Origin of the sequence: Corynebacterium sp. HMSC068G04 (assembly GCF_001814885.1) — a bacterium.
Classification (GTDB): domain Bacteria; phylum Actinomycetota; class Actinomycetes; order Mycobacteriales; family Mycobacteriaceae; genus Corynebacterium; species Corynebacterium hiratae.
Window position 1 is genome coordinate 30656 of the sequence record NZ_KV818351.1, and the last position, 21706, is coordinate 52361.

Annotated in this window: 20 protein-coding genes; 3 read left to right on the forward strand and 17 right to left on the reverse strand. The window is 59.3% G+C overall.

The window, feature by feature from the left end; genetic code table 11:
* Positions 1-56: 56 nt before the first annotated feature.
* The 3 genes from HMPREF2993_RS12115 to HMPREF2993_RS12125 form a co-directional block, all read right to left on the reverse strand.
* Positions 57-1427, reverse strand: coding sequence for an MFS transporter (locus HMPREF2993_RS12115; protein WP_049154659.1), 1371 nt, complete (start codon positions 1425-1427; stop codon positions 57-59).
* Between the two features lie 808 nt (positions 1428-2235).
* Positions 2236-2934, reverse strand: a complete 699-nt coding sequence (locus tag HMPREF2993_RS12120) for a YceI family protein (protein WP_070511929.1) — start codon at positions 2932-2934, stop codon at positions 2236-2238.
* 3 nt (positions 2935-2937) lie between these two features.
* Entirely contained in the window at positions 2938-3297 is a 360-nt protein-coding gene (locus HMPREF2993_RS12125) for a hypothetical protein (RefSeq protein WP_070511927.1), read from the reverse strand.
* A gap of 135 nt (positions 3298-3432) precedes the next feature.
* Between HMPREF2993_RS12125 and HMPREF2993_RS12130 the strand changes: the two genes are divergently transcribed.
* Positions 3433-3816, forward strand: a complete 384-nt coding sequence (locus HMPREF2993_RS12130) for an RNA polymerase-binding protein RbpA (RefSeq protein WP_010186588.1) — start codon at positions 3433-3435, stop codon at positions 3814-3816.
* Positions 3817-3918: 102 nt separating this feature from the next.
* Here the strand turns inward: HMPREF2993_RS12130 and musI are convergent, their stop codons facing one another.
* The 9 genes from musI to HMPREF2993_RS12175 form a co-directional block, all read right to left on the reverse strand.
* Positions 3919-4560 (reverse strand): ABC transport system MusEFGK2I component MusI, encoded by a 642-nt coding sequence (gene musI / locus HMPREF2993_RS12135; protein WP_070511924.1) that lies wholly within the window; start codon positions 4558-4560, stop codon positions 3919-3921.
* 24 nt (positions 4561-4584) lie between these two features.
* Complete coding sequence (locus HMPREF2993_RS12140) at positions 4585-5499, reverse strand: carbohydrate ABC transporter permease (protein WP_070511921.1); 915 nt, start codon at positions 5497-5499, stop codon at positions 4585-4587.
* Between the two features lie 3 nt (positions 5500-5502).
* Positions 5503-6348: a carbohydrate ABC transporter permease gene (locus HMPREF2993_RS12145; RefSeq protein WP_070511918.1), complete on the reverse strand. Its 846-nt coding sequence runs from the start codon at positions 6346-6348 to the stop codon at positions 5503-5505.
* A 188-nt stretch (positions 6349-6536) separates the two neighbouring features.
* Positions 6537-7868: an ABC transporter substrate-binding protein gene (locus tag HMPREF2993_RS12150; RefSeq protein ID WP_070511914.1), complete on the reverse strand. Its 1332-nt coding sequence runs from the start codon at positions 7866-7868 to the stop codon at positions 6537-6539.
* Between the two features lie 365 nt (positions 7869-8233).
* Complete coding sequence (locus HMPREF2993_RS12155; protein WP_070511911.1) at positions 8234-9478, reverse strand: DUF4032 domain-containing protein; 1245 nt, start codon at positions 9476-9478, stop codon at positions 8234-8236.
* Positions 9479-9560: 82 nt separating this feature from the next.
* Complete coding sequence (locus tag HMPREF2993_RS12160) at positions 9561-10691, reverse strand: ABC transporter ATP-binding protein (protein ID WP_070511908.1); 1131 nt, start codon at positions 10689-10691, stop codon at positions 9561-9563.
* Between the two features lie 205 nt (positions 10692-10896).
* On the reverse strand, positions 10897-11772 hold the full coding sequence (locus HMPREF2993_RS12165) for a polyprenol monophosphomannose synthase (protein WP_070702583.1): 876 nt from the start codon (positions 11770-11772) through the stop codon (positions 10897-10899).
* A 15-nt stretch (positions 11773-11787) separates the two neighbouring features.
* Positions 11788-13284 (reverse strand): apolipoprotein N-acyltransferase, encoded by a 1497-nt coding sequence (gene lnt, locus HMPREF2993_RS12170; RefSeq protein WP_246822445.1) that lies wholly within the window; start codon positions 13282-13284, stop codon positions 11788-11790.
* 2 nt (positions 13285-13286) lie between these two features.
* Positions 13287-13868 carry an FxsA family protein gene (locus tag HMPREF2993_RS12175; protein ID WP_070702588.1) on the reverse strand — a complete coding sequence of 194 codons (582 nt, stop codon included), beginning with the start codon at positions 13866-13868 and terminating at the stop codon, positions 13287-13289.
* Positions 13869-13938: 70 nt separating this feature from the next.
* On the opposite strand from HMPREF2993_RS12175, the gene HMPREF2993_RS12180 reads away from it, so the two are divergent.
* Positions 13939-14778 (forward strand): cobalamin biosynthesis protein, encoded by an 840-nt coding sequence (locus HMPREF2993_RS12180; RefSeq protein ID WP_070702590.1) that lies wholly within the window; start codon positions 13939-13941, stop codon positions 14776-14778.
* Here HMPREF2993_RS12180 and HMPREF2993_RS12185 read toward each other — a convergent pair.
* Positions 14775-15530, reverse strand: a complete 756-nt coding sequence (locus HMPREF2993_RS12185) for an SDR family oxidoreductase (protein ID WP_070511892.1) — start codon at positions 15528-15530, stop codon at positions 14775-14777. The genes HMPREF2993_RS12180 and HMPREF2993_RS12185 overlap by 4 nt on opposite strands.
* A complete protein-coding gene (locus HMPREF2993_RS12190) occupies positions 15530-16645 on the reverse strand; it encodes a M24 family metallopeptidase (protein WP_070702592.1) in 1116 nt (371 codons plus the stop codon). Before HMPREF2993_RS12190 ends, HMPREF2993_RS12185 begins: the two co-directional genes overlap by 1 nt.
* A 45-nt stretch (positions 16646-16690) precedes the next feature.
* On the opposite strand from HMPREF2993_RS12190, the gene HMPREF2993_RS12195 reads away from it, so the two are divergent.
* A complete protein-coding gene (locus tag HMPREF2993_RS12195; protein WP_246822441.1) occupies positions 16691-17320 on the forward strand; it encodes a trypsin-like peptidase domain-containing protein in 630 nt (209 codons plus the stop codon).
* Between the two features lie 9 nt (positions 17321-17329).
* On the opposite strand, the gene HMPREF2993_RS12200 is transcribed toward HMPREF2993_RS12195, so the two are convergent.
* The 3 genes from HMPREF2993_RS12200 to tatA form a co-directional block, all read right to left on the reverse strand.
* A complete protein-coding gene (locus HMPREF2993_RS12200) occupies positions 17330-20143 on the reverse strand; it encodes a DEAD/DEAH box helicase (protein WP_070702596.1) in 2814 nt (937 codons plus the stop codon).
* 97 nt (positions 20144-20240) lie between these two features.
* Positions 20241-21230, reverse strand: a complete 990-nt coding sequence (gene tatC / locus HMPREF2993_RS12205; protein ID WP_070511880.1) for a twin-arginine translocase subunit TatC — start codon at positions 21228-21230, stop codon at positions 20241-20243.
* 190 nt (positions 21231-21420) lie between these two features.
* Entirely contained in the window at positions 21421-21684 is a 264-nt protein-coding gene (gene tatA / locus HMPREF2993_RS12210) for a Sec-independent protein translocase subunit TatA (protein WP_046649155.1), read from the reverse strand.
* Between the last annotated feature and the right edge of the window lie 22 nt (positions 21685-21706).

Genomic DNA, 21706 nt, shown 5'->3' on the forward strand with positions numbered 1-21706 from the left:
CCGCCCTTCGGTGAGCAACACCGGAAGGAGACGGGGAGATGCTTGTGTCTGAAGACCTAAACCTGGGAAAGATCCTGGTCCTTCAGCTCCTGCATCATGAGGATAGCGATGAGGGAGATGAAGCAGACGATGATGAGGTAATAGCCCACGTAGCTCACGTTAAAGGCGCTGACCAGCCACGTAGCGATGAACGGGGCCACGGCGGCACCCAGGATAGAAGAGACGTTGTACGCGATGCCGGAACCGGTGTAGCGGACGTTAGTGGGGAAGAGCTCCGGCAAGACAGCCGACATGGGGCCGAAGATGAGGCCCATGATGAACATGCCGACGAGCAAGAAGCCGAGGACCGAGTTGCGGTCAGCGTGCTCAATGCCGAGGAAGAAGGGGAAGCTGAAGCCGAAGGTAATCATGATGAGTGAGGTCACGACCAGGATCGGCTTGCGGCCATACCTATCCGACAGCATGGAAGATACGGGAATGCCGATGATGAACATGAAGATGGAGATCAGCTGGATCTCCAGGAATTCCAGGTAGGGGATTCCCAAACCCAGCCCCTGGGATTTATCGCCGATACCGTAGGAGAGAATCCAGGTGGTGACTAGGTAGAACAGCGTGTAACAGGAGACCATGACGAAGGTACCGATGATCATCGGCTTCCAGGCAGTGCGGAAAGCCTCCACCATGGGGGTCTTGACCTTCTTGCCTTCGTCTACTGCCTGCTGGAAGACAGGTGTTTCCTCCAGGCGCAGGCGGACGTAGAGGCCAATGAGGACCATGACAGCGGAGGCGAGGAAGGGCAAGCGCCAGCCCCATTCCATGAAGGTGCCGGTCGTGTCGCCGCGGGAGTAATCCATGGTCGCAACCAGAGTCAGGAAGAAGCCATTGGCGAGCAAGAACCCGAAAGGTGCGCCGAACTGCGGCCACATGGCGGCGGAAGCGCGCTTGCCTTCCTCGGCGGTCTCGGAAGCCAGCAAAGCTGCACCGGACCATTCGCCGCCCAAGCCCAAACCCTGGCAGAAGCGCATCAGGGCCAACAGGGCAGGCGCGATGATGCCCGCGGTCTGGTACGTGGGGAGGACGCCGATGATGAAGGTAGCAATGCCCATCGTCAGGAGTGCACCCACGAGGGTGGCCTTGCGGCCGATGCGATCGCCAAAGTGTCCAAAGAGCACTGAGCCCAGTGGCCGGGCAATGAAGGCCAGGCCGAAGGTGGCAAAGGACTGGAGCAGGGCAACGGTGGGGTCCTCGGTCTTCGGGAAGAAGAGGAAAGGAAAGACGGCTACGGCTGCCGTGGCATAAATATAGAAGTCATAGAACTCGATGGTCGTACCAATGGTCGATGCCACGGCCACACGCACGCGGTCACGTTTTGTGAGCTGCTGTGCTGGGGCCGCTGTCTTTGGCGGCGTGGTGCTGACGGCGGTCATGTGGGAAGCGCCCTCCTTGATAATTTCAATAGAGTGATTGATTATGTGGGAAACATTACCGTCCCATAGGTTGAAATCCAACTCTCACCACATGATAAATTCGCGAGAACTAGGAAGGGGTTAACATGTTGTGGTGCTGTGGCCGTGACTATTGGGCGGGGAGGGTGCGCAAATACAATCTGACATAATGTACATTATCGGACAATAACTTGTGCAGCGGGCGGCGTGACTTCGCATCTCCCATCTCTGAGCTCGCATGGATCTATGCTCAGGCCTTGACGGCGCGACCCTTGCTGAGTCATGGGCGCCGGCGGAGCCATGTGTGTGTTGCGCGTACTCAACTAGCTCTTGATGCTTTACTCCGAGTTGCCTGTCCTGTCCCGGAAGTTCAAGCCTTCAGCTCATTTGGGCGACTTCTTTGTTCGCTGCCTTCCGGGCGGCTTTCCCGTGCGTCATGCGATGGTCGGAGAACTGTCATGTGTGCAAGTGGAATATTCGTGGTGACGCCTTTAGATCTGGGCCGATCTGCGCCTCCCTAGCCGTCCTTGGAGCGACCCCTTTTAAGGCAAAATATAGTCACTGTTACGTAATGGTGCGGTATTTGGGGGGAGTCCATCGGAGAACTGTTTTAGCGCCGTTGGTAAGCCATCACCAGCTGCACCACGGTGAGAGCTACAAGCACTACAGAAAACGCTGCCAGAAGCTTCGTCCCCTGAAACCAGATGAAAATACCGAACCCTGCGAGTACTACGAGACGCACCCACAGGACAGGAATAAGATGCTGATAATTCATGACTGACCGGATGCGTTACTTCTCGAGGGTAACGCGAACGTTAACGTCGCCGACCTCAGAGATCTTCGCGGCGATCATCTCCGGGGCTTCGACGCCGAATTCAAGGCGGTTAATCGGAATATCGCCGCCCAAAATAATGGTGTCGCCATCGCGGACTACCTGGAAGTCCTGTGTCACGTTCTTGGTCTCGCCGTGGATGGTCAAGTCACCAGTCAGCGGCACGGTGACCAATGAGCCGTCGTCAGGCACAGCGGAGACATCTGCCGGCTCGGTCAACGTGAAGGTCGACTCTGGGTACTTCGTTACCTCAAAGAGCTTCGACTTCATGTTCTGATCGCGCACCTTCTTGTCCGTGGTCAGGCTCGCCATGTCCACGGTGATGCTGGCTTCCTCAACGACCTCGTCCTTGATGGTTGCCTGGCCCGTGACATGCTTGGTGGAGCCAGACGTCGTGCGCTTATCCGCCGGCAGGATCTCGTCGATGGTAAACCCAGCTGAGGTGTAGTTGTAGGCCGAACCTTGCACCACGTGCCATTCGCCATCAACGTCCGTTGTTGCGGCATGGACCTTATCCGCGTTGATCGGTTCGGTCTTCACACCGCGGCCCATGATCACCGAAAATGCTAGCGGTCCAAGGGCCAGCGCTGACGAGGCCAGAATCAGGACCACGAAGATACTGACAATCAGTTTGCGGTTACCCAATACAGATTTCATGTGCTATCTCAATTCCTCAAGCTTGCGAGCCAATGTGACCAGTTCGGCACACAGTTCTTCCATTTCTTCAGCGCTGGCGCTTTCCGACGCCGCCGTGGCGACGTCCTCGGCACAGCATCGAAGCTCGAAGAGGCCGTCACGAAGTCGGTCGGCCTTCTCCGGAGTCAAGATGACAGCGTTGGCTGGAATAGGCGTCCCTGCGACGTTATGGCGCTGTTCGTACGCGCGTTGCTTGCACGAGGGCGAGCAAAACTTGCGAGGCCTTCCTCGGCCGCCCTGGGCGATCTCTTTGCCGCACCACTGGCAGATAGCCGAGCCGCGCCTTGTTGGCTTTCCGGGCTGCGGATCCTGTGTACCAATCACCTCACACACCTTAGCCCATTAAACCGAGGGTGGGAACAAAGGCAGTGGGCCGTTCGTTATAATGATTGTTCTCTGGGTGATATGGGTCGACCCTGATCACTTCCCTACCTCAACACGTGAAAAGGATGATGTTGCATGGCAGATCGCGTACTCCGTGGCAGCCGCATGGGCGCAGTGAGTTACGAAACCGACCGCGACCACGACTTGGCCCCACGCCAAATGGTGAAGTACCGCACCGAAGACGGCGACATCTATGAGGTGCCCTTCGCTGACGATGCGGAAATCCCTGAGGAGTGGATGTGCAAGAACGGTAAGCTCGGCACCCTTGTTGAGGGCGAGGGCGTCGAGTCCAAGCCGGTGAAGCCGCCGCGGACCCACTGGGACATGCTGCGCGAGCGCCGCTCCATTGAGGAGTTGGATGAACTTTTGACCGAGCGCATTGAGAATCTTCGTTCTCGTCGCCGCGCGGCCGCCCGTCTGCTCAAGGAACAGAAGGCGCAGGAAGAAGGCGAAGCTTAGAGGGCTTCTAGGAAGCCCACAAAGACCACAGGGTAGCGGATCCACGATGACGTGGATACCGCTACCCTATTTTCGGCTTTAGGCCAGCTGGCGCGCACCGCGTTAGGAAGAAGAGCTATCGGGTGATTGCGAATTGAGTTCGGGCCATTGCAGCACTAGCTCGGCGAGATAGACCGCGAGAGCTGGGCCCAGCACCGCGAGGAAGAACAGGTAGCCTCCCCACTGCGCTGGGAAAAAGACGGGATACAGAACAAGCACTATGCCAGGCAATACTGCCAATAGAGTACGCGGTAGGTGCCCTACCGCCTTCATTATGGCCTGTGTGCTTCTTTGACGGAATCCGAGCCCCGGTGCATCGAGATGGAAGAACCATACGCTGACACAGCCCAATACGATAAGCCCCGAGATCAAGGCTGCGCGCAGTATCAGGCCCATTGAACCCAGATCTGCCTTGGCAATAATCGCGAATTCATACGCGGCTAAGGCGGCGACGGCGAGGCAAATCAACCACCATGCGGTGTTGACCCCGGGACGCGTCAGAAGGCCCCGAACGAAGGCTGAGCCGCGGCGAGAACCTTCCTCCCGGACCATCTGCCCGGTCACCGCATGGGCGGTGCGCAAGGACATTCCCCCGGTGAACACGGGAAAGCACGTGATCACCAAGAGAACATTCACGATGACTAGGTCAGCGAAGAGGCTCAGAGCAGCATAGAACTTCGATTCGGGGCCGAGCATGCGATTCATGGTTTTCTAACCTATCGCACCGGTTTAACCCTTCACGGCACCGGCAGCCACACCTTCGATGATGTGCTTCTGCGTGGAGAAGTAGAAGATGACGATGGGGATGATGGCCAGTACCAGCATGGCCATCATGGCACCCATATCGCGGTTACCGTTGGAGCCAACGAAGGACTGGATGACCACCGGGATGGTCTTGTATCGCGTGGACAGACCGATGACCAAGTACGGCAGCAGGTAGTCGTTCCACACCCACATGGCGTTGAGAATGGCCACGGTAATGGCAGTCGGCTTGAGCATGGGCCACACCACACGGAAGTAGTTTTGGATCGGCCCACAACCGTCGATCATCGCGGCTTCCTCGACATCCAGAGGGATGGACTTGACGAAGCCTGCAAACATGAACACCGACAGACCGGAACCGAAACCGAGGTAAAGCACCACGATACCGATCGGGTTGTTGAGGTGAAGCATGTCTGCAATCTTGACCGTCGGGAACATGACCATCTGGAAGGGGATGATCATGGAGACCACGAAGAGGTAGTACAGAAGGTTTGTCCACCACGTCTTGACGCGCGTGATGTAGTAGGCGGTCATCGCGGAGAAGAACACGATGACGATGACGGACAGGATCGTGATGATGAAGGACCACAAGGTCGCTTCCAAGAATCCCTGCTTGGTCAAGCCCACCATGAAGTTCTCGAAGCCGACCCACGTTTCACCGATGGGAAGCGAGAAAGGATCGGAGGAGATAGCGAACTTGGACTTAAAGGAGTTGATGAAGATGAAGAGGATCGGCCCAAGGAAGACGATGGTGAAGAACACCAGAATGGCGTAGACCACGAACTTGGCGCCACCAGACATCCGAGTCTTATTATCCAAGGGAAGCTGGTGATCCTTCTTCTTCGAGGCCGGAACGGCCTGCGCTGAAGTGCTGGTAGTCATAACTTAAGCCTCGATTTCCTTGGAGCGGGTCGCGCGCAGCTGGAAGTAAGCGATGACGACCACAACGACGACGAAGATGACAGCCTTGGCCTGGCCGACCCCCTCGACATTCATACGGTTAAAGAGCGTGTTGACGATGTTGAGCGCCACCATCTCAGTTTGCCCGCCAGGAGCGCCGTTGGTCAGCGCCAAGTTCTGGTCGAAGAGCTTGAAGGAGTTCGACAAAGTCAAGAAGAGGCAGATGGTAATCGACGGCATGACCATCGGAATAGTGACGTGGCGCAGCATCTCCCACTTATTGACACCGTCGAGCTCGGCAGCCTCGATGAGCTCGGGCGGGACGTTCTGGAGGCCGGCGATATAAATGATCATCATGTAGCCGATCAGCTGCCAGTTAAGCAGCATGATGAGGCCGGCGTAGCCAAACTTCCAGTCCGCACTAATCGTTGTGGAATAGTGCGAGAGCACGGCGTTGATCATGGTCTGCCAGGTATAACCCAGCACGATGCCGCCGATGAGGTTCGGCATGAAGAAGACTGTGCGGAAAAAATTGGTACCGCGAAGTTTGCGGGTCAGCATCCACGCCAGGAGGAAGGCGAAGACATTGACGGTGATCACGGAGACGATGACCACGAGGACAGTGAAACCGAAGGCTGAAACGAAACCTTCGCGTTGGGAGAAAGCTTTGGCGTAGTTGTCGATGCCAACCCACTTGGCGTTGGTGATGGTGGTGAACTTCGTAAAGGAAAGGAAGAAACCCACGATGAACGGCACCAAGAAGGCAATCATGAATGCCAGAAGGGTGGGCAAGACAAAGACCGGGAAGTACTTCTTCAGCGTTGCTTGCATGGTGGTGAAACCTTAATTTCTGGTGGTGCCACACGTGTCCTAGCGGGAAGGCGGTGAGGAGAGGAGGCTGAGGATGCGGAGAACCAGTCGCGCACGTGCTACCGGCGTGGGCCACAATCCCCACCTACTCCCCTCCCCGCCCTCCATTGCCGGAAGACGTTTGGCGAGGGGATTGGGACTTTAAAGATTTAGCCCCAGTTGGATTCCTTCTCAGCAGCCCAGTTGTCCTTGAACTGCTTGACGACGTCCTCCCACTTCAGCGTTCCGGAGGCGTATTGCGACAAGGCCTGGCCGAAGTCATCCTTGAATTGCTGCGACGGGAAGTACTGGAAATTCCACGGGTAGGTGGTCAGATCCTCGTTAGCGATAGCTTCCGCGACCTGCTCAGCAAGGGGATCATTCGGGGTGTCTTCAGCGGTGTAGCTTTCGAACGGTGCGATGAAGCCCAGGTCCTTCACCACGTGCTCCTTGCCAGCATCAGAGGTAAACAGCCAATCCACGAAGTCCTTAGTGGCTTGCTGGTCGACCTCAGAGGCCTCAGAGTTCACGCCCAGGTAGTTCTCGGTGCCGACGTTGATGCCGTACTTTTCTTCGTCTGGCAGACCCATGTACATGGGCAAGAACTTGATCTTGTCTTCCTTGACCACGTTGCCAGAGGTCTCGGAAATCTGGGACCATGCCCAGTTACCGTTCTGAACCATGGCGGCCTTACCCTGCGCAAACTCAGCCATGGAATCAGACACCGTCTTAGAAGGTGCAAGAGACTTTTCTACGGTGGAGTTATCAAGGTAGAGGTCGAAGAGATTCTTGTACTCCTTGTTGTAGGAGAACTCGATATCGTTGGTGTCCTCGACGTTCTTGTCCTGGTACTCCTGCCAGATCGGAGCGTTAGCCAAGTGGGTCTGCCAACGCCAGTCTTCACCGGAGGTCAGTGAGGTGGAGGCGAAGGCGCCCTCGATACCGAGCTCGTCCTTCTTTGCCTGCATATCCTCGGCGACTTCCTTGAGCTTTTGGTAGCTCTTGATTTCATCCGTGGACTTGATCTTCGCGCCGGAGGTGGCGATGTACTTGTCGAAGATCTCGTCGTTGTAGATGATGCCGAAGCCTTCGACGGCGAACGGGACGCCGCGTACCTCTCCGTCCTCGGTGGTTAGCGGTGGGATGTCGTCGGTGAGCTGCTTAGCTACCTCAGTGTCCGACATATCCGCCATGTAGTCTTGCCAGGTGATGAAGCCAGCAGGTCCGTTGACCTGGAAGAGAGTCGGGGCTTCATCCTTACCGATTTCCGCCTTGAGGGTCTGCTCATAAGAGCCGGAGGCGGCGGTAACGACCTTGACCTTGACACCGGTTTCTTCAGTGTAGGCCTTTGCGATCTCCTGGTATGCCGCGTCCTGTTCAGGTTTGAAGTTCAGGAAGTAAACATCGCCTTCCTCGTCGGTGGAGCCTGAGCACGCGACGAGACTTGCGGCGGCGAGCATGGATGCCATGCTGATGGATGCGATGCGAGTAAGACGCTTCATGAGGTCCTCATCTTTCTTGATGAAAAGCGGGATGGTGGGCCAGGGATAGATACCCGGCTCGTATTCGGTTGTGTCTGGGAGACCTCCCGTAACGAAGGCTTCTTCCCAGCGCCACCAAGTGCTTCATAGCGGATCGCAGTCCGACTATGAACTGGTTAGCCTGCCCTCCATCTTAGTGAGGTATTCCACATATTCAAAAGAATTCGGACATAAAACACCCGATTGTGACCATATCCATATTCGGGCATGGAAACCCTCCCCATTTATGGGGCAATCGGGCTTAAAACTTACAAAAACATATAAAAAGCAGTTGAAAAAGTCTGGTTGGATTTGAGATTGCGGGCGTTGTTGGGACACGCGAGAGGTTATGACAAGTCTTCGTCTGCCGGGGGCGTGTTGAGGAGCCGGGCCTCAGCACGGCGGGCTGGTAGTACAGACGCCAGATAGGATGCCGTGGCCTCCGCGAGCGTGACGGCCTCTCCCCTTTCCTGGGCGAGGAACCAACGGTGATCGACTATCTCGTGGAAGATTTGTGCCGGCTCAAGCTTGTCTAGCATCTCTTCGGGCACGGCAGCGATAGTCGGCTCATACTCATGCGTCATCCACAAGTGCGCGGCCTGGGTAAGGCCGACGTGAGGCCCACATTCCACGGCCTGGTAGGCCTGGATGGAGCCTAGAAGGCGTTGGGCTTGATGCTCTTCGACGCTGAGTCCAGTTAAGCTCAACAGCTCTGCACGATAGTGACCCGGATCCACCACTACGGGCCGGATTCGTACTACCTGCCGAGAATCGTCCTTGGTTACCTTGAGCTCCCCTACATCAAAGCCCAGTTGGTTGAGGCGGTCGATTCTCTCGGAGACGCGCCAGTACTCACTGGCATCCACGGCCTCCTCAGCGGTGAGTTCTGTCCACAGCTCAAGATAGGAACTCTCGACAAGGCTGCCTAGTGCAATGACATCGATAGACCCATCCAAGCATTCACCCGCCTGTAGGTCCATGAGCTCGCCGATGATGTTGACGCGGGCAATGTCGACGTCGTACAGCCTGCGTGATTCGGAGAGGTTGGGTTGGAACTCGCCCGTCTCGGCATCGACAAGATAGGCGGAATAGGTCTCAGCATCGCGCCGAAAGAGAGTGTTGGACAGTGACACATCGCCCCAGTAGAAGTTGAGCAGATGCATCCGCACCAACAGCACGGACAGGGCGCGGATGAGCTTCTCCGCTTCCACGACCGTGAGGTGCCGAGAGAAGATCTCGCGATAGGGCAGGGAGAACTCCAAGTGCTCGGTTACCAAAGCTGCGGTGAGTTCCCCGTAGTCTTCCTCTGCCGGATGGCGGCCGGTGATCACGGCTACGGGGCGCACACTAGGGGCGCCAAGGCGCTGCAGTTCACGCAGCATCTTGTACTCGTGGTGGGCGGTACGCGCACCAATTTCCTTGACCGCGACGATGCCACGGTTGATCCCCACGAACCGCACGATATGCCGGGAAATACCCCTGGGCAATGCGGCGATGAGAGCATCGGGCCACTGCTCTAAGGGTGTGTCCCAGGGCAGCGTCAGCAGTGCCGACGCGTACGTCGACGAGGTGATGCTCATGGACTCTTTCATGGTGAATCACTCCACCTTTTCTGCTGACTATGGCTGAAACTGTCCTATTCATTACGTGCCGCGGGGCAGCGGGCACGCGGGCTTAAGGAAGGCGCTTGCCGGTCGACGCCGAGAAGTTGTGCTGGCCACCCTCCACGATGCGCGCGTGGAAAATGCTGCCCGGAGCCGGCGCGGTGTTCGGCGCAGCGCGGACGACGATTTGGCCGGACTCGGGGACGTCCTCGCTTGAGGATCCAAGGTCGCCCTCGCCCACCAACTTGCCGTAGAGGAAGGAATCAGAACCAAGTTCCTCCACGAAGTCGAGCTTGATCGGGATGGAAAGATCTGTGGACTCGCCCTCCGGAATGATCTCCAGTGCCTCCGGGCGGAAACCGATGGTGATGCGGCCATTATCCTCGGGCGTCATCGCGGCAAGGGTTTCCGGGGAAAGCTTGATGCGAGCGTGGCCAGAGGTGGCGTCGCCATCCTTGACTGAGAAGGTGCCCAAGTTCATGGCTGGGGAGCCGATGAAGCCCGCGACGAAGACGTTGGCGGGGCGGTCATAAAGCTCGCGGGGCGCGCCAACCTGCTGCAGGTAGCCATCCTTCAGCACCGCGATACGGTCACCCATGGTCAAGGCCTCCGTCTGGTCGTGGGTGACGTAGACGGTGGTAACTCCAAGCTTGCGCTGCAGGGCTGCAATCTGGGTACGCGTCTGAACACGCAGCTTGGCATCGAGGTTAGAAAGCGGCTCATCCATGAGGAAGACCTGCGGGTTACGAACAATGGCGCGGCCCATGGCCACACGCTGGCGCTGACCACCGGACAGGGCCTTCGGCTTGCGCTCCAAGAATTCGGTCAGGCCCAAGGTAGCGGCTGCTTCGTCGACGCGCTTATTGATCTCGTCTTGGGACTTGCCGGCGATCTTCAGTGCGAAGCCCATGTTCTCGCGCACGGTCATGTGTGGGTAGAGAGCATAGTTTTGGAAAACCATGGCGATGTCACGGTCACGCGGTGCAACGTGGGTGACGTCCTTGTCTCCGATGTAAATGGCACCGTCAGTAACGTTTTCCAAACCGGCCAGCATGCGCAGTGTGGTGGATTTACCACAGCCGGAAGGACCGACGAGGACGAGGAACTCGCCATCAGCGATTTCCAGGTTGAATTTCTTGACGGTGGGTTCCTTTGCTCCCGGGTAGGTCAGGGATGCATCTTTGAACGTTACGGTTGCCATAGCAAAATCTCCTCCATCGACAGGTACGTGCCGAACGATCCGTAGTGTGAGAAACAGTGAAGTAAATCACTGTGCACCAGATACAGTGCTACTTATGACATTAGCACTAGCACTGGTAACTACGGCAAAAGCCCGGAAACCATAACGGGCTTCCGGGCTGGTTCTTATTCCTTACGCGCGTGTATGAGGCGCCATGAGCATCAAATTAACGCTTGAGGGTGCCTTTCACCAGGTTGGAGACTTCGGAAACAAAGTCGGCCACGGCATTCTTTGCCGTGTTGACCTTCGGGCCAAGCTCCAGGTCCTTGACCGTGCGGGAGCCGATCTTCGAAACCTCCGAGGTGAAATCGCTGATCTGCTCGGAGCGGTGAGCCACGCCCCACTTGGTTACTTCGAGCAGGGAATCCTTGACAAAGGAGCCGTCAAGCTTCGACTCACCCAGCTCTCGCTCGGTAAAGGTGATCGGTACCTCGCGGACATCGAAGCCATCCTTGATGGCGCGGAAGGCAACGTCAACCTGGAAGATGTATCCGGCGTTGGAGAGCTCTTCAAAGTCGAGGTGTTCAAGCAGCTCGCGCCGGAAAGCACGGTAGCCAGCAGTCATGTCATTGATTCCGGCACCCAGGGCAACCGAAATGTACTTGTTGCCCAAGCGGGAAAGCAGCTCGCGGTTGGCAGGCCAGTTCACTGTCTCTCCGCCCGGTACGTAGCGAGAGCCAATGACCAGATCTGCGCCCTTCTCGATTTCCTCAAGCAAGAGGTGGAGCTGCTCCGGCGCGTGGGAGCCGTCGGCGTCCATTTCGCACAGAACCTGGTAATCCTTCTCCAGGCCCCACTTGAAACCGGCGATGTACGCGCCGAGAAGTCCGCCCTTGCCCTCACGGTGGAGAACGTGCAGGTGAGAATCCTCAGCGGCCAGCTTATCCGCCGCGTCACCGGTGCCGTCCGGGGAGTTATCGTCCACAATCAGGATGTGAACCTCCGGCGTTGCCTTGCGCACGCGCCCGGTAATGAGCGGTAGGTTCTCGATCTCGTTGTAAGTAGGGATGATGACCAGGGTAGATTCGCGGGTCGAGCTCACTAGTTCCTTGCTCCTTTAGATTTCTTTCTGAGGCGCGCTGCGTCGTCCGGACAAGCGGGTGGAATAGATCGCATACAGCGCACAGACCGTTCCAATAATAGCCATGAGCCATTGCAGGAGCGAACCATAACGCACCGCAAATGTACGCCCTTCTCGCAGCGGAAGCTCTTCTTCGAGATATGCCGGTTCAAAGATACCGCTGGCCTGGCTCACTGAGCCATCCGGGTGGACGATGGCAGAGACCCCAGACGTAGCCGCCACAACGACGGCCCGATCCGCCTCGATCGCGCGCAAGCGGCTCATGGCCAACTGCTGGTAGGTCATGTCGGAGTCACTAAAGGTGGCATTGTTCGTCGGTGTCGTGAGGATCTGCGCCCCATTGTTGATGGCGGTTCGGAACGCCTGGTCAAAGCTGATCTCATAACACGTGGCAACGCCCACTGCGGTCCCAGCCATGGTGACCACGCCCGGACCGTCACCGGGCTTCATGTCGCCTGCCAGGTCCACCAGGTCGGTGATCTTCCTAAAGAAATCGCGCATCGGCATCGTCTCACCAAAAGGCTGCAGGTACTTCTTGTGGTGGTACTCCCCTGCCGAGCCATCCGGGTTAAACACCTGCATGGTGTTCCGTGCGCCAACCTCATCCTGGGTCAGCGTTCCGACGAGGATTGGTGCATCGATGTCGTGGGCGGCGCCGTCGATAAGCTCTCGGGCGTCCTCATTCGCAAAAGGGTTGATATCGGAGGAGTTCTCCGGCCAAATGACGATGTCTGGCTCAGCGCCATCCTGGGCTGCCTGCTCAGTGACCCGGACGTGGTTATCCAGCACCGCGCGGCGTTGGGCGGCAAAGTCAAGGCCCAGCCGTGGAACGTTTCCTTGCACTGCGGCGACCGTCACCGTGCCTGTTGTGCGGCCTGGGCGGTCCACGCTCTGTGCCGCCAATAATCCGGCAAGCATCGGCACGGCCAAGAACGCACATGCCAGGCGCGGTGAGCGGGCAAGCCCCACCATGCCCGCGCCTACGCAGACTACCGCGCAGGTAATGAGTGCCGGCCCGCCCCACGGGGCGAGATTGGCGAGTGGGCCCTCTATTTGCCCCCAAGCGAGGCGCACCCACGCAAAACCGCCAAAGGGCACGGAGGAGCGCAGCATTTCTACCGCTACGTAGAAGAACGGGAAGAGAGCGAAACCGTAGTTTAAGCGCAGCAGCGCCGCCCCGGCGATACCGAGGAGGATGCTGTACAAGGACAGGAAGATAGCGAGCGCAATATAGGGCATGTTGCCCACGAGCTCACCAATCCACGGCAGCGTGAACAAGTACAACACCGCGCTATGCACACAAGCGACAAGTGCCGCCCACCCCAGCCCCAGGGGCTTTGTCCACGGTGAGAGCGCTGCCACGAGCATCGCCATGCCGATTATGCCGGCGGCCCACCAGCCGCGTGGCTCAACGGCAAGGTAGGTCACCGCGCCCGACGCAGCAGCGAGAGCGAGCCGGGCCACCAGTACCACCACTACTTGTTTCCGTCCTCAAAGTCCTCGGGCTTGACGTGTTGGGTCCACGTGCGGATTTCATCTTCATCCAAGACCTCATGCGACTGGCCTGGTTGATCCATGCCCCCCATTCCACCACCGGCGGCGCCTGCGCCAAAGGTGCCGAAGGAACCATAGGAATCGCGGTGCTGGGCCATGGGTGAGGCCTCGTACACGCGCACGCCCATGTCTTCGATCTTCCGGAACATCGATGCGGCAAGAAGCGTGCGGATGATGGACCGCGTGGGCGCAAAGATGAGCAGCGCTCCGAAAACCGTGGAGACAAATCCGGGCAGCGACAGCAGGATTCCGCCCACCATGGTCAGGCCAACGTTGCCTGCCGTCTTGCCCGGGGTGGGATCCTCCATGACGTACACACCGTCTTCGGTCTGACGGATGCGGCTGACCATCATGCGACGGACTTCCCAGCTGGCGATGGTCATACCGAAGAGCATGGTCAGCGCCAAGGCAAGCAGCGCCCACAGCACACCAATCCACTCGGCAACGGCCCAAAAGGCCATAGTTTCTAGGAGGATGTACGCGATGAAGAGAAGAAACGGCATGTCGCCCACCATACTTGCTGGGCTTGGCGCTTCGCAGGAGACCCTCCCGGAGCGACTAGACTGTCCCACCATGTCCCTCCCTGAGTCGAAGCATCCCGAATCCGCTACCTTGCGCTTCCATCCCGCCGGCGGCGTTGTCACCCCCGAGCAGTGGCTCGCTCTGGGCCAGGCCGCCAGAGAACATGGCGATGGCAATGTGTACCTAGAGCAGCACAGCGTCATCGGCCTGCGAGGCGTTGACAATGCGCAGGTGCTTGGCGACGTCCCCCTGCCCACCACCGCCGCTCACGTGCTGGCCTCTCCCCTCTCGCTGCGCGCCCGTCAGGTAGCGCAGCGGATCGCGGAAGCCTTAGCCGACGTCGATCAGGATGCCCCTGCGATAGCCCGTGCCGCGCTTTTTGGTGTGGATAGCGGTGCTGGTGATCTCCTCACACACGGGGTGGCGGCTGGCCTTCAGCTCTCTGGTGAGGAGGCGGAAGACGATGAAGATACCGCCACCGCGCGCCTGATCCGCGACGGTGAGCCCACCGGGCCGCTGCTGGGGCTTGCGGATGCCATTTCCCAACTCGTGGACTTTGCGGAAAAGGTCTCTGCAGATCACCTGCAGGACTTAGAACGTGTCTCGGATGCGGCAGGGTCAGCTCCCACTTCGCCTGCGCTGCCCATCGGCTGGCTGACTGAGCACACGAAGCCCGGCCGCGTCGATCTGGGCGCGGGCCTGCAGGATGGCGTGCTGCCCGGAGAATACGCTGGGCTTATCGCCCAGCTGGGCGCGTCCATCTCGGTAACCCCCTGGCGCGGATTGGTCATCCACGATCTAGCCGAGGGAGATGCTGACGTTGTGTTGCGCGTCCTTGCACCGCGCGGATTCATCTTCGATGCGAATTCTCCTGCCCTCGGGCACCGCTAGCGCGGCATGTGCCGCCAGATGGGACGCGGTACCAGCTTCATCACCCACGCTAAGAGCTGAAGAGGCCGTGGAATCCATAGCGTGCGGGAAGCCGGCCGCGAACCTGCCGAGGACTCAATGGCCTTGACCACCGCTTGGGCCACAACGTCAGGGGTAACGGACAAGGGCGCGGGTGTCATGCCTTTAGTCATCGACCCAATGACGAAGCCGGGGCGCGCGGTGATCAGCGCTAGGCCGCTGCCCTGCAATCGATCCGCTAAGCCTTGGCAGAAGGCATCCAGGCCCGCCTTGGTCGAGCCATAGACATAGTTGGCCCGGCGGGCCCGCCACCCAGCGATGGAGGAAAAGGCCACGATGTGCCCTCTCGTCATGACGTCGGCAAGCACGGTGAGCATGGATACCTGCGCTGCATAGTCCACCAGCGCTATGTCGAAGGCGTGGGCTTCGTCGTGCTCCGCGCGCTCCTGATCGCCCAGAATTCCGAAGGCGACGACGGCCGTGGTGATCTCTGCCCCTGCGAGTGCTGCGGCTTGTTCGATGACCGCGCGGTGGGAGGAAACTTCCGCAGCGTCGAAGGACAGCGTGTGAACGGACGACGCCCCGCTGCTGAGGAGTTCGGAGTGCAGCCTGTCCATACCGTGTTCGCCCCGCGCGGCGAGAACTACCGGGCGACCCTCACACAGCCGACGTGCAAGCTCCCCACCGATGTCGCTGCGCCCGCCAAGAATCAGTAGCGCGCCAGTTTCTCCCATTAGCGCAACCCCCGCGGTGCCTGGTTCAGGGACTCGTAGCCGGACTCGGTGATTACCACGATGTCCTCAAGGCGCATTCCCCACTTGCCCGGTACGTAGATACCCGGCTCGATCGAGAAGGCCATGGACTCGGAAAGTTCCAGCCCGTTTCCTTCCATGATGAAGGGCTCCTCGTGCGTCGACAAGCCAATGCCGTGTCCGGTGCGGTGCGTGAAGAACTCACCCCAACCGGCGTCTTCGATCACGCTGCGCGTGGCTCGGTCGATCTCCTGGGCGGTCGCACCCGGGCGCGCAGCAGCTCGGCCGGCAGCCTGGGCCTTCTCTAGGACCGCGTAAGCCTCGCGAAACTCTGCCGGCGCGGCAGCAGGATCGGCGCCAACGACGTAGGTGCGGGTGCAGTCGGAGTGATAGCCCGAGGGCAGCGTGCCGCCAATATCCACCACCACGGGATCGCCGGCGGCGAGTACTCGGTCCCCAAAGTCATAGTGTGGATTGGCTCCATTCGGACCGGAGCCCACGATGATGAAATCCACTTCGCGGTGCTCGCGCAAGATAAGCTCGCGCAAATCCGCCGCTACTTCGGCCTCAGTGCGCCCCGGCTGCAGGAGGCGCGGCACCTCGGCGTGGACAGCGTCGATAGCCGCCGCTGCAGCGCGTAGCTCAGCCACCTCATCTGGATCCTTGCGGGTAAAAAGCTCGGCGAGGGCCTCGGTGGCCAGAACATACTTTGCGGGGTGCTGTTCCTTCGCAGTACTAGCTTCGAGGTTGCCAATTGCGGACTGAAAGCGCAGCACGTGATCGGCGGTGAGTGAGGACCCCAAGGCAACGGTGGAAGGACGCGCACCTTCCAAGGCCAGCGCATAGGGATCCTGCCCATCGCTCCATCCCACCAGCTGGGCTGCGACGCCCTGAAGCGACTCAATGTCGGTGCTGGGGGCGACGATTACCGGTTCGGCATCAGGACGGATAACCAAGCAGGTCAGGCGCTCGTGGGAAGAGACCCACGAACCGGTGAGGTACGCGAATTCGGCACCTGTACCCACTAACAGGATGTCGATGCCCTTAGCAGCTGCAATAGCGCGGGACCGGCTCAGTCGGGACGCATAATCAGTCATGACAGTTAGCCTACCGCCCGCCTTCGTCCAGTTAAGCTGGGAGGCGTGAATTCCCATCCCGCTGCCGTCAAGCTCCGGACTCGCTCAAGCTATTGCTCGGGAGTGCTCATCGATGCGTCCTTAAGACCCCGCTCCCAACAGGCAACCCGGTTGGTTCTGACCTGCGCGCACTTCTTCCGCGACGGCCTTGATAAGGGGGATCACTACAGGGTGAGTGGCGGGTTCAACCGGCGCGTGGCCGCCGTGCGCACGATTGATGGGACCGACATGGCGCTGTGCTTGCTCGACCGGCCGGCCCCGCCCCGGGACCTTCCTGGGCTTGCAGAAAGTACCCCGCCATTCCGCGCCCCAGTCACCACCTGGGGATATGGCGGAAAAGCTCGCCGTGCCCAACAGCGCAGTGGGCTTTTTCTCCTTCCCTTCTTCCGCACCTGGTCCATTGACTTCCGCACCACCGTCTCCCCCGCCGGATTTGTCTTCAACACGATTCCGGCAGTCAAAGGTGACTCGGGCGGTCCAGCTTTAGTCGATGACGCTGTTATCGGTACGCAAGCCCTCATCCTTAACCCGTTGGGGCGCAACCTCAAGCTCGCCACCGTGGCACTCGTTGCGCCCCACCACCAAGCACTCGCGGCGGCAGCCACGGCACTGCTTCGCGGTGGCTCCGAAAACTAGGCGCTAAGCCTATGCGCCGATGGCGACGACGCCGCGCTGGATCGCGTCAATGGCGCGCCGGGCATTTCGGCGAATCTCGTCCTCGTAGCCGGTCTTGGCCACCTGCTGGAGCAGGTCGATGACCTGTCGGCACCAGCGGACAAAGTCACCGGGGGTGAGTTCCGCGCCGGATTCGTTTGCCGCGGCCATGCAATAAGCCAAGGGGGCGCCCGCGGTCCACTGGTGGATGGCGAGCGCAAAGGCAGGTTCCGGTTCACGGGTCTGCGGCAGGTTATGGCGCTTCTCATCGGTAACAAGCTCTCCGTAGATGCGCCAGGTTGCGTTCATGGCGTCCGCCATCTCGTCGGTTGCTGCGCCAGGTTCGCCGCGGGTGGCCTTGCGGTTTTCGAAGACACAGAGCGAAGCCACACCAGCGAGCTCCGCCGGGTCAAGCTCGTTCCAGATACCGCGCTTGAGGCATTGCGCCACCAGTAGGTCCGACTCGGAGTGGATTTTGGCCAGACGCTCGCCCTCATCCGTGATGACCGGCTCGCGGTTTTCGCCGTAACCATCAAACTCCACGTAGTCCATCTCCGCCAGAAGATCCACGATGCGCTCGAAGGTGCGGCCAAGAGTATCCGTGGCGCGCTCGACCTTATCCTCAAGCCTGGCTAGCTCGCGTTCGCGGCGCGCCAGCTTCTGCGCCACCCCGGCCAGCTGCTCGCGGTCGGTCGCGGGCCAAAGGTGCACCGGATGTTCGCGGAGGGCATCGCGCAACTGCGCGATCTTCTTGTTGGGGCGATTACGCGGCTCAGTGCGCATCTTCTTCGGACGCTTGTAGTAGTCGCGCTTGAAGGACTCCTGGACAAATCGGGTATGGCGGCGCGGGTTCTTCTGCGCTGCGCGCGGGAGCTTCATGTGCCCAACGACGATCGGCGGATTATCGATACCGGCGGAATCGATGCGTCCAGACCATCCCGTTTCAGTGGTTACCCAGGGGCGTGGATCGGCAGTCTGGTTGGCCGGGGTAATAACGACAGCCAGCGTTGGCCGTTTCTTGGTTGCGATGGCGATGACTTCACCCACCTGCAAGCGAGCCAGTACTGCGGCAACTTCCTTGTTTCTCTCCTCCTTCTTGAAGGCCCGCGCTGACTTCTCCTCCTCGGTCAGCGCTCGGCGCAGACGCATATAGTCCATGAGAATCTCAGCGGGGTCTTCGCCATCGGTGGCAGGCGGAGCCAAGTTAACTACGGCCTGCTCCAACTGTGCGCGTAGTTCGCGGACGCGGTGCTCAGCGCGCTCAATCTCTCGGGTTTCCTCCACAACGGATCCATCCGCCTGGAACTGGGCGAAAGACTTCTCCAGCAATCGGAGCGAGTCATCAAAGCCAAGCATGCCCAGCAGGTTGATAGCCATGTTGTAGCCGGGCTCGAAAGTGGAAATGAGCGGATAGGTACGAGTTGACGCAAGCCCCGCCACCGCGGTGGGATCCATAGCGGGTGCCCACTGAACGACGGCATTGCCCAAGGTATCGATGCCTCGCCTACCGGCGCGGCCGGTGAGCTGTGTGTACTGGCCCGGTGTCAGGTCCACGTGTGCCTCGCCGTTAAATTTCACCAGTTTTTCCAGCACCACGGTGCGCGCCGGCATGTTGATTCCTAGGGCCAACGTTTCGGTGGCGAAGACTGCCCGCACGAGGCCCTTGACGAACAGTTCCTCTACGATGTGCCTAAAGGCCGGCAGCATTCCTGCGTGGTGAGCGGCGAAGCCACGCGAGAGTGCTTCGCGCCAACGTTTGAAATCAAGGACCTTGAGGTCTTCTTCCGGAATGCCTTCCACGCCCTTATCGACGATGGCCTTGATCTCAACAGCCTCCTCCTGGGAGGTCAGCACCATGCGGGAGCGCAAGCACTGATACAGAGCACCGTCGCAGCCCGCGCGGGAGAAGATGAAGGTAATTGCCGGCAGCATCTCCATTGATTGCAGCTCTTTGAGAACCTCCGGGCGGCCAAGCGGACGGTAACGGTCCTGCGCACGAGGCGCGCCGCTGCGCCGATCACTGTGCCGGTCGCCGCGCCCGCCGCCTTTGTGACGGGCGCGGGCGCGGAAGCTCGCACGGTTCTGGGCATAGTCTGCGCGGCCATTATCGGTATCGCCGGCCTCCAGACGTTGGATACGACGTGCGAGCTCAGTGTTTACCTGGCCGCCTGAGTCGGGTTCAAAGAGCGGATAGATTTTGCGGCCGACCATCATCCACTGGTCCAGCGGTACGGGGCGCTTGTCGGTGACAATGACCTTGGTGTCACCACGCACGGTGGTCAGCCACCGGCCGAACTCCTCGGAGTTGGATACGGTTGCGGACAAACCAATGATGGAGACGTGCTCCTCCAGGTTGAGGATGACCTCTTCCCACACTGCGCCGCGCGAAGCATCCGCAAGAAAGTGGATCTCATCCATGACCACATGGGTCAAGCGATCCAATGCACCTGAGCCCGCGTAAATCATGTTGCGCAAAACCTCAGTGGTCATCACGAGGATGTCCGCGGAGGAGTTAATGGAGACATCACCGGTCAGCAGCCCGACCGCATCCTCACCATGCGCGTCAACTAGGTCGTGGTACTTCTGGTTACTCAGCGCCTTGATGGGTGTGGTGTAGAAACAGCGGGTCCCTTGGCGCAGCGCCAAGGACACGGCGAACTCACCCACCACGGTTTTACCCGCGCCGGTGGGCGCACAGACCAGAACACCGTGGCCAGCTTCGACGGCTTGGCATCCTTGGATCTGGAATTCATCCAGTGAGTACGGAAGCGCTTGGGTGAACTCGTCCAGATGCGTCAGTGTCATAAGTCCCCAGGGTACCTGTCAGGGACGGCGTACTAGTGCGCCGGTCCCCGGCGCCAAGCAGAACGATTGAACAAGTTCGCTAAGAAGGCTGACGAGGTTAGAGAACGTCGTCGAAGAAGCCGCTCTGCGGGGGCTGAGTATTCGTCTGTTGAGGCTGCGGTACCCGAGCGTCAGGAGTCGAAGCCGGGGCGACAGGCCCGGAAGATACCGGCCGCGACGACGCAGAAACGCTCGTGGATGCAGACACCGGAGTCGGTGCGCCAATGGCACCCGGACCTTCATCCAGCGACGAGGCAGTTTCATCGTCCAAGTCCATCCAGTCTGGGCGCTGGCGCTTCTGGCGCTTGTCGTTGATGCGGCAGAACTGGAAAGCTATCTCCACAAGAACCACGAGAGCACCGGCCAAAACCAACATTGAGAAGGGTTCTTGGCCCGGTGTAACAACCGCGGCGAAAATCATGATGACGACAATGATGATGCGGCGCTTATCTTTGACGTGGTCATATTCCAAAACACCAATCAGATTAAGGCAAACCACGAGTAGTGGGATCTCAAAGCTCACGCCAAAGATGAGGAGCAACGCCAGCAGGAAGTAGAAGTAACGCTCACCCGTGAGCGCTGCGGTCTGGTACTCCGAGCCCATGCCCATGAGGAACTCCAGACCCACGGAAAGGATGACGTAGGCGAGAACCGCGCCGAGCACGAAGAGCAGGACCGCAGTCGAGACAAACAAAAAGGTAAAGCGGCGTTCGTTCTTGTGCAGGCCGGGCACGATGAAGGCCCATATCTGGTAGAGCCAGACCGGTGAGGACAGCACAGTGCCGGCTAACGCGCCAACCTTGAGTCGGAGCATCAGCATTTCGAAGGGGCTGGTTGCGAGCAGACGGCATTCGCCGTCCGCGGAGAAGGAAACACGGCTCTCTTCAGGGAGTGAGCAATAGGGACCGCGCAAAATCTCGCCTAGCGGTGACATGCCAAACGGGGCGTGTTGGTACCAGATGAATCCGATGATGGCACCCACAGCGAGGGCGAGAAGGGAAATGACGATGCGTCGGCGCAGCTCCTGGAGGTGCTGAACTAAGGTCATCTCCCCCGTTGGGTTCTTGGGCTTGCGGCGTAGCTTTGAGCTCCATTTTTGCTTCGGCGCGTTAGAAGCAGGATTCGACGGTGTACTCGCGGTACTCAAAGCAAGACCTCCACAGAAAAGCCCACGACGGCAGGCGAGGCCTCAGCACGCCGAGGGACTCGGAGTGTGGTCTGCCTGCCGGGAAAGATTATTAGTTCTGGTTTCCGTCAGCCGGCTTGGAAGTGCGCGGCTGCATCTCCGGGCTGTTCCAGAAGTCCTCGTCGGACTGCTTGGAGCCCGCGATCTGGCCCTGCTGCTCAGAGGTGTTGTTCTCCTCTTTCATCTCCTTGACTTCGGACTTGAAGATGCGCATAGACCGGCCCATGGAGCGAGCCAGCTCCGGCAGCTTCTTAGCGCCGAACAACAGCACGATCACGAGAACAACAAGGCCGATTTCCAAAGGTCCCACGGTCATTGAGGGTGCCCCTTCTTTCTTG

Bases quoted from the DNA above. Each gene is read 5' to 3' on its own strand.
- HMPREF2993_RS12115 (WP_049154659.1), bottom strand. From the start codon at position 1,427: ATGACCGCCGTCAGCACCACGCCGCCAAAGACAGCGGCCCCAGCACAG.
- HMPREF2993_RS12120 (WP_070511929.1), bottom strand. From the start codon at position 2,934: ATGAAATCTGTATTGGGTAACCGCAAACTGATTGTCAGTATCTTCGTG.
- HMPREF2993_RS12130 (WP_010186588.1), top strand. From the start codon at position 3,433: ATGGCAGATCGCGTACTCCGTGGCAGCCGCATGGGCGCAGTGAGTTAC.
- musI (WP_070511924.1), bottom strand. From the start codon at position 4,560: ATGAATCGCATGCTCGGCCCCGAATCGAAGTTCTATGCTGCTCTGAGC.
- HMPREF2993_RS12140 (WP_070511921.1), bottom strand. From the start codon at position 5,499: ATGACTACCAGCACTTCAGCGCAGGCCGTTCCGGCCTCGAAGAAGAAG.
- HMPREF2993_RS12145 (WP_070511918.1), bottom strand. From the start codon at position 6,348: ATGCAAGCAACGCTGAAGAAGTACTTCCCGGTCTTTGTCTTGCCCACC.
- HMPREF2993_RS12150 (WP_070511914.1), bottom strand. From the start codon at position 7,868: ATGAAGCGTCTTACTCGCATCGCATCCATCAGCATGGCATCCATGCTC.
- HMPREF2993_RS12155 (WP_070511911.1), bottom strand. From the start codon at position 9,478: ATGAAAGAGTCCATGAGCATCACCTCGTCGACGTACGCGTCGGCACTG.
- HMPREF2993_RS12160 (WP_070511908.1), bottom strand. From the start codon at position 10,691: ATGGCAACCGTAACGTTCAAAGATGCATCCCTGACCTACCCGGGAGCA.
- HMPREF2993_RS12175 (WP_070702588.1), bottom strand. From the start codon at position 13,868: ATGCCGTTTCTTCTCTTCATCGCGTACATCCTCCTAGAAACTATGGCC.
- HMPREF2993_RS12180 (WP_070702590.1), top strand. From the start codon at position 13,939: ATGTCCCTCCCTGAGTCGAAGCATCCCGAATCCGCTACCTTGCGCTTC.
- HMPREF2993_RS12185 (WP_070511892.1), bottom strand. From the start codon at position 15,530: ATGGGAGAAACTGGCGCGCTACTGATTCTTGGCGGGCGCAGCGACATC.
- HMPREF2993_RS12190 (WP_070702592.1), bottom strand. From the start codon at position 16,645: ATGACTGATTATGCGTCCCGACTGAGCCGGTCCCGCGCTATTGCAGCT.
- HMPREF2993_RS12200 (WP_070702596.1), bottom strand. From the start codon at position 20,143: ATGACACTGACGCATCTGGACGAGTTCACCCAAGCGCTTCCGTACTCA.
- tatC (WP_070511880.1), bottom strand. From the start codon at position 21,230: ATGACCTTAGTTCAGCACCTCCAGGAGCTGCGCCGACGCATCGTCATT.
- tatA (WP_046649155.1), bottom strand. From the start codon at position 21,684: ATGACCGTGGGACCTTTGGAAATCGGCCTTGTTGTTCTCGTGATCGTG.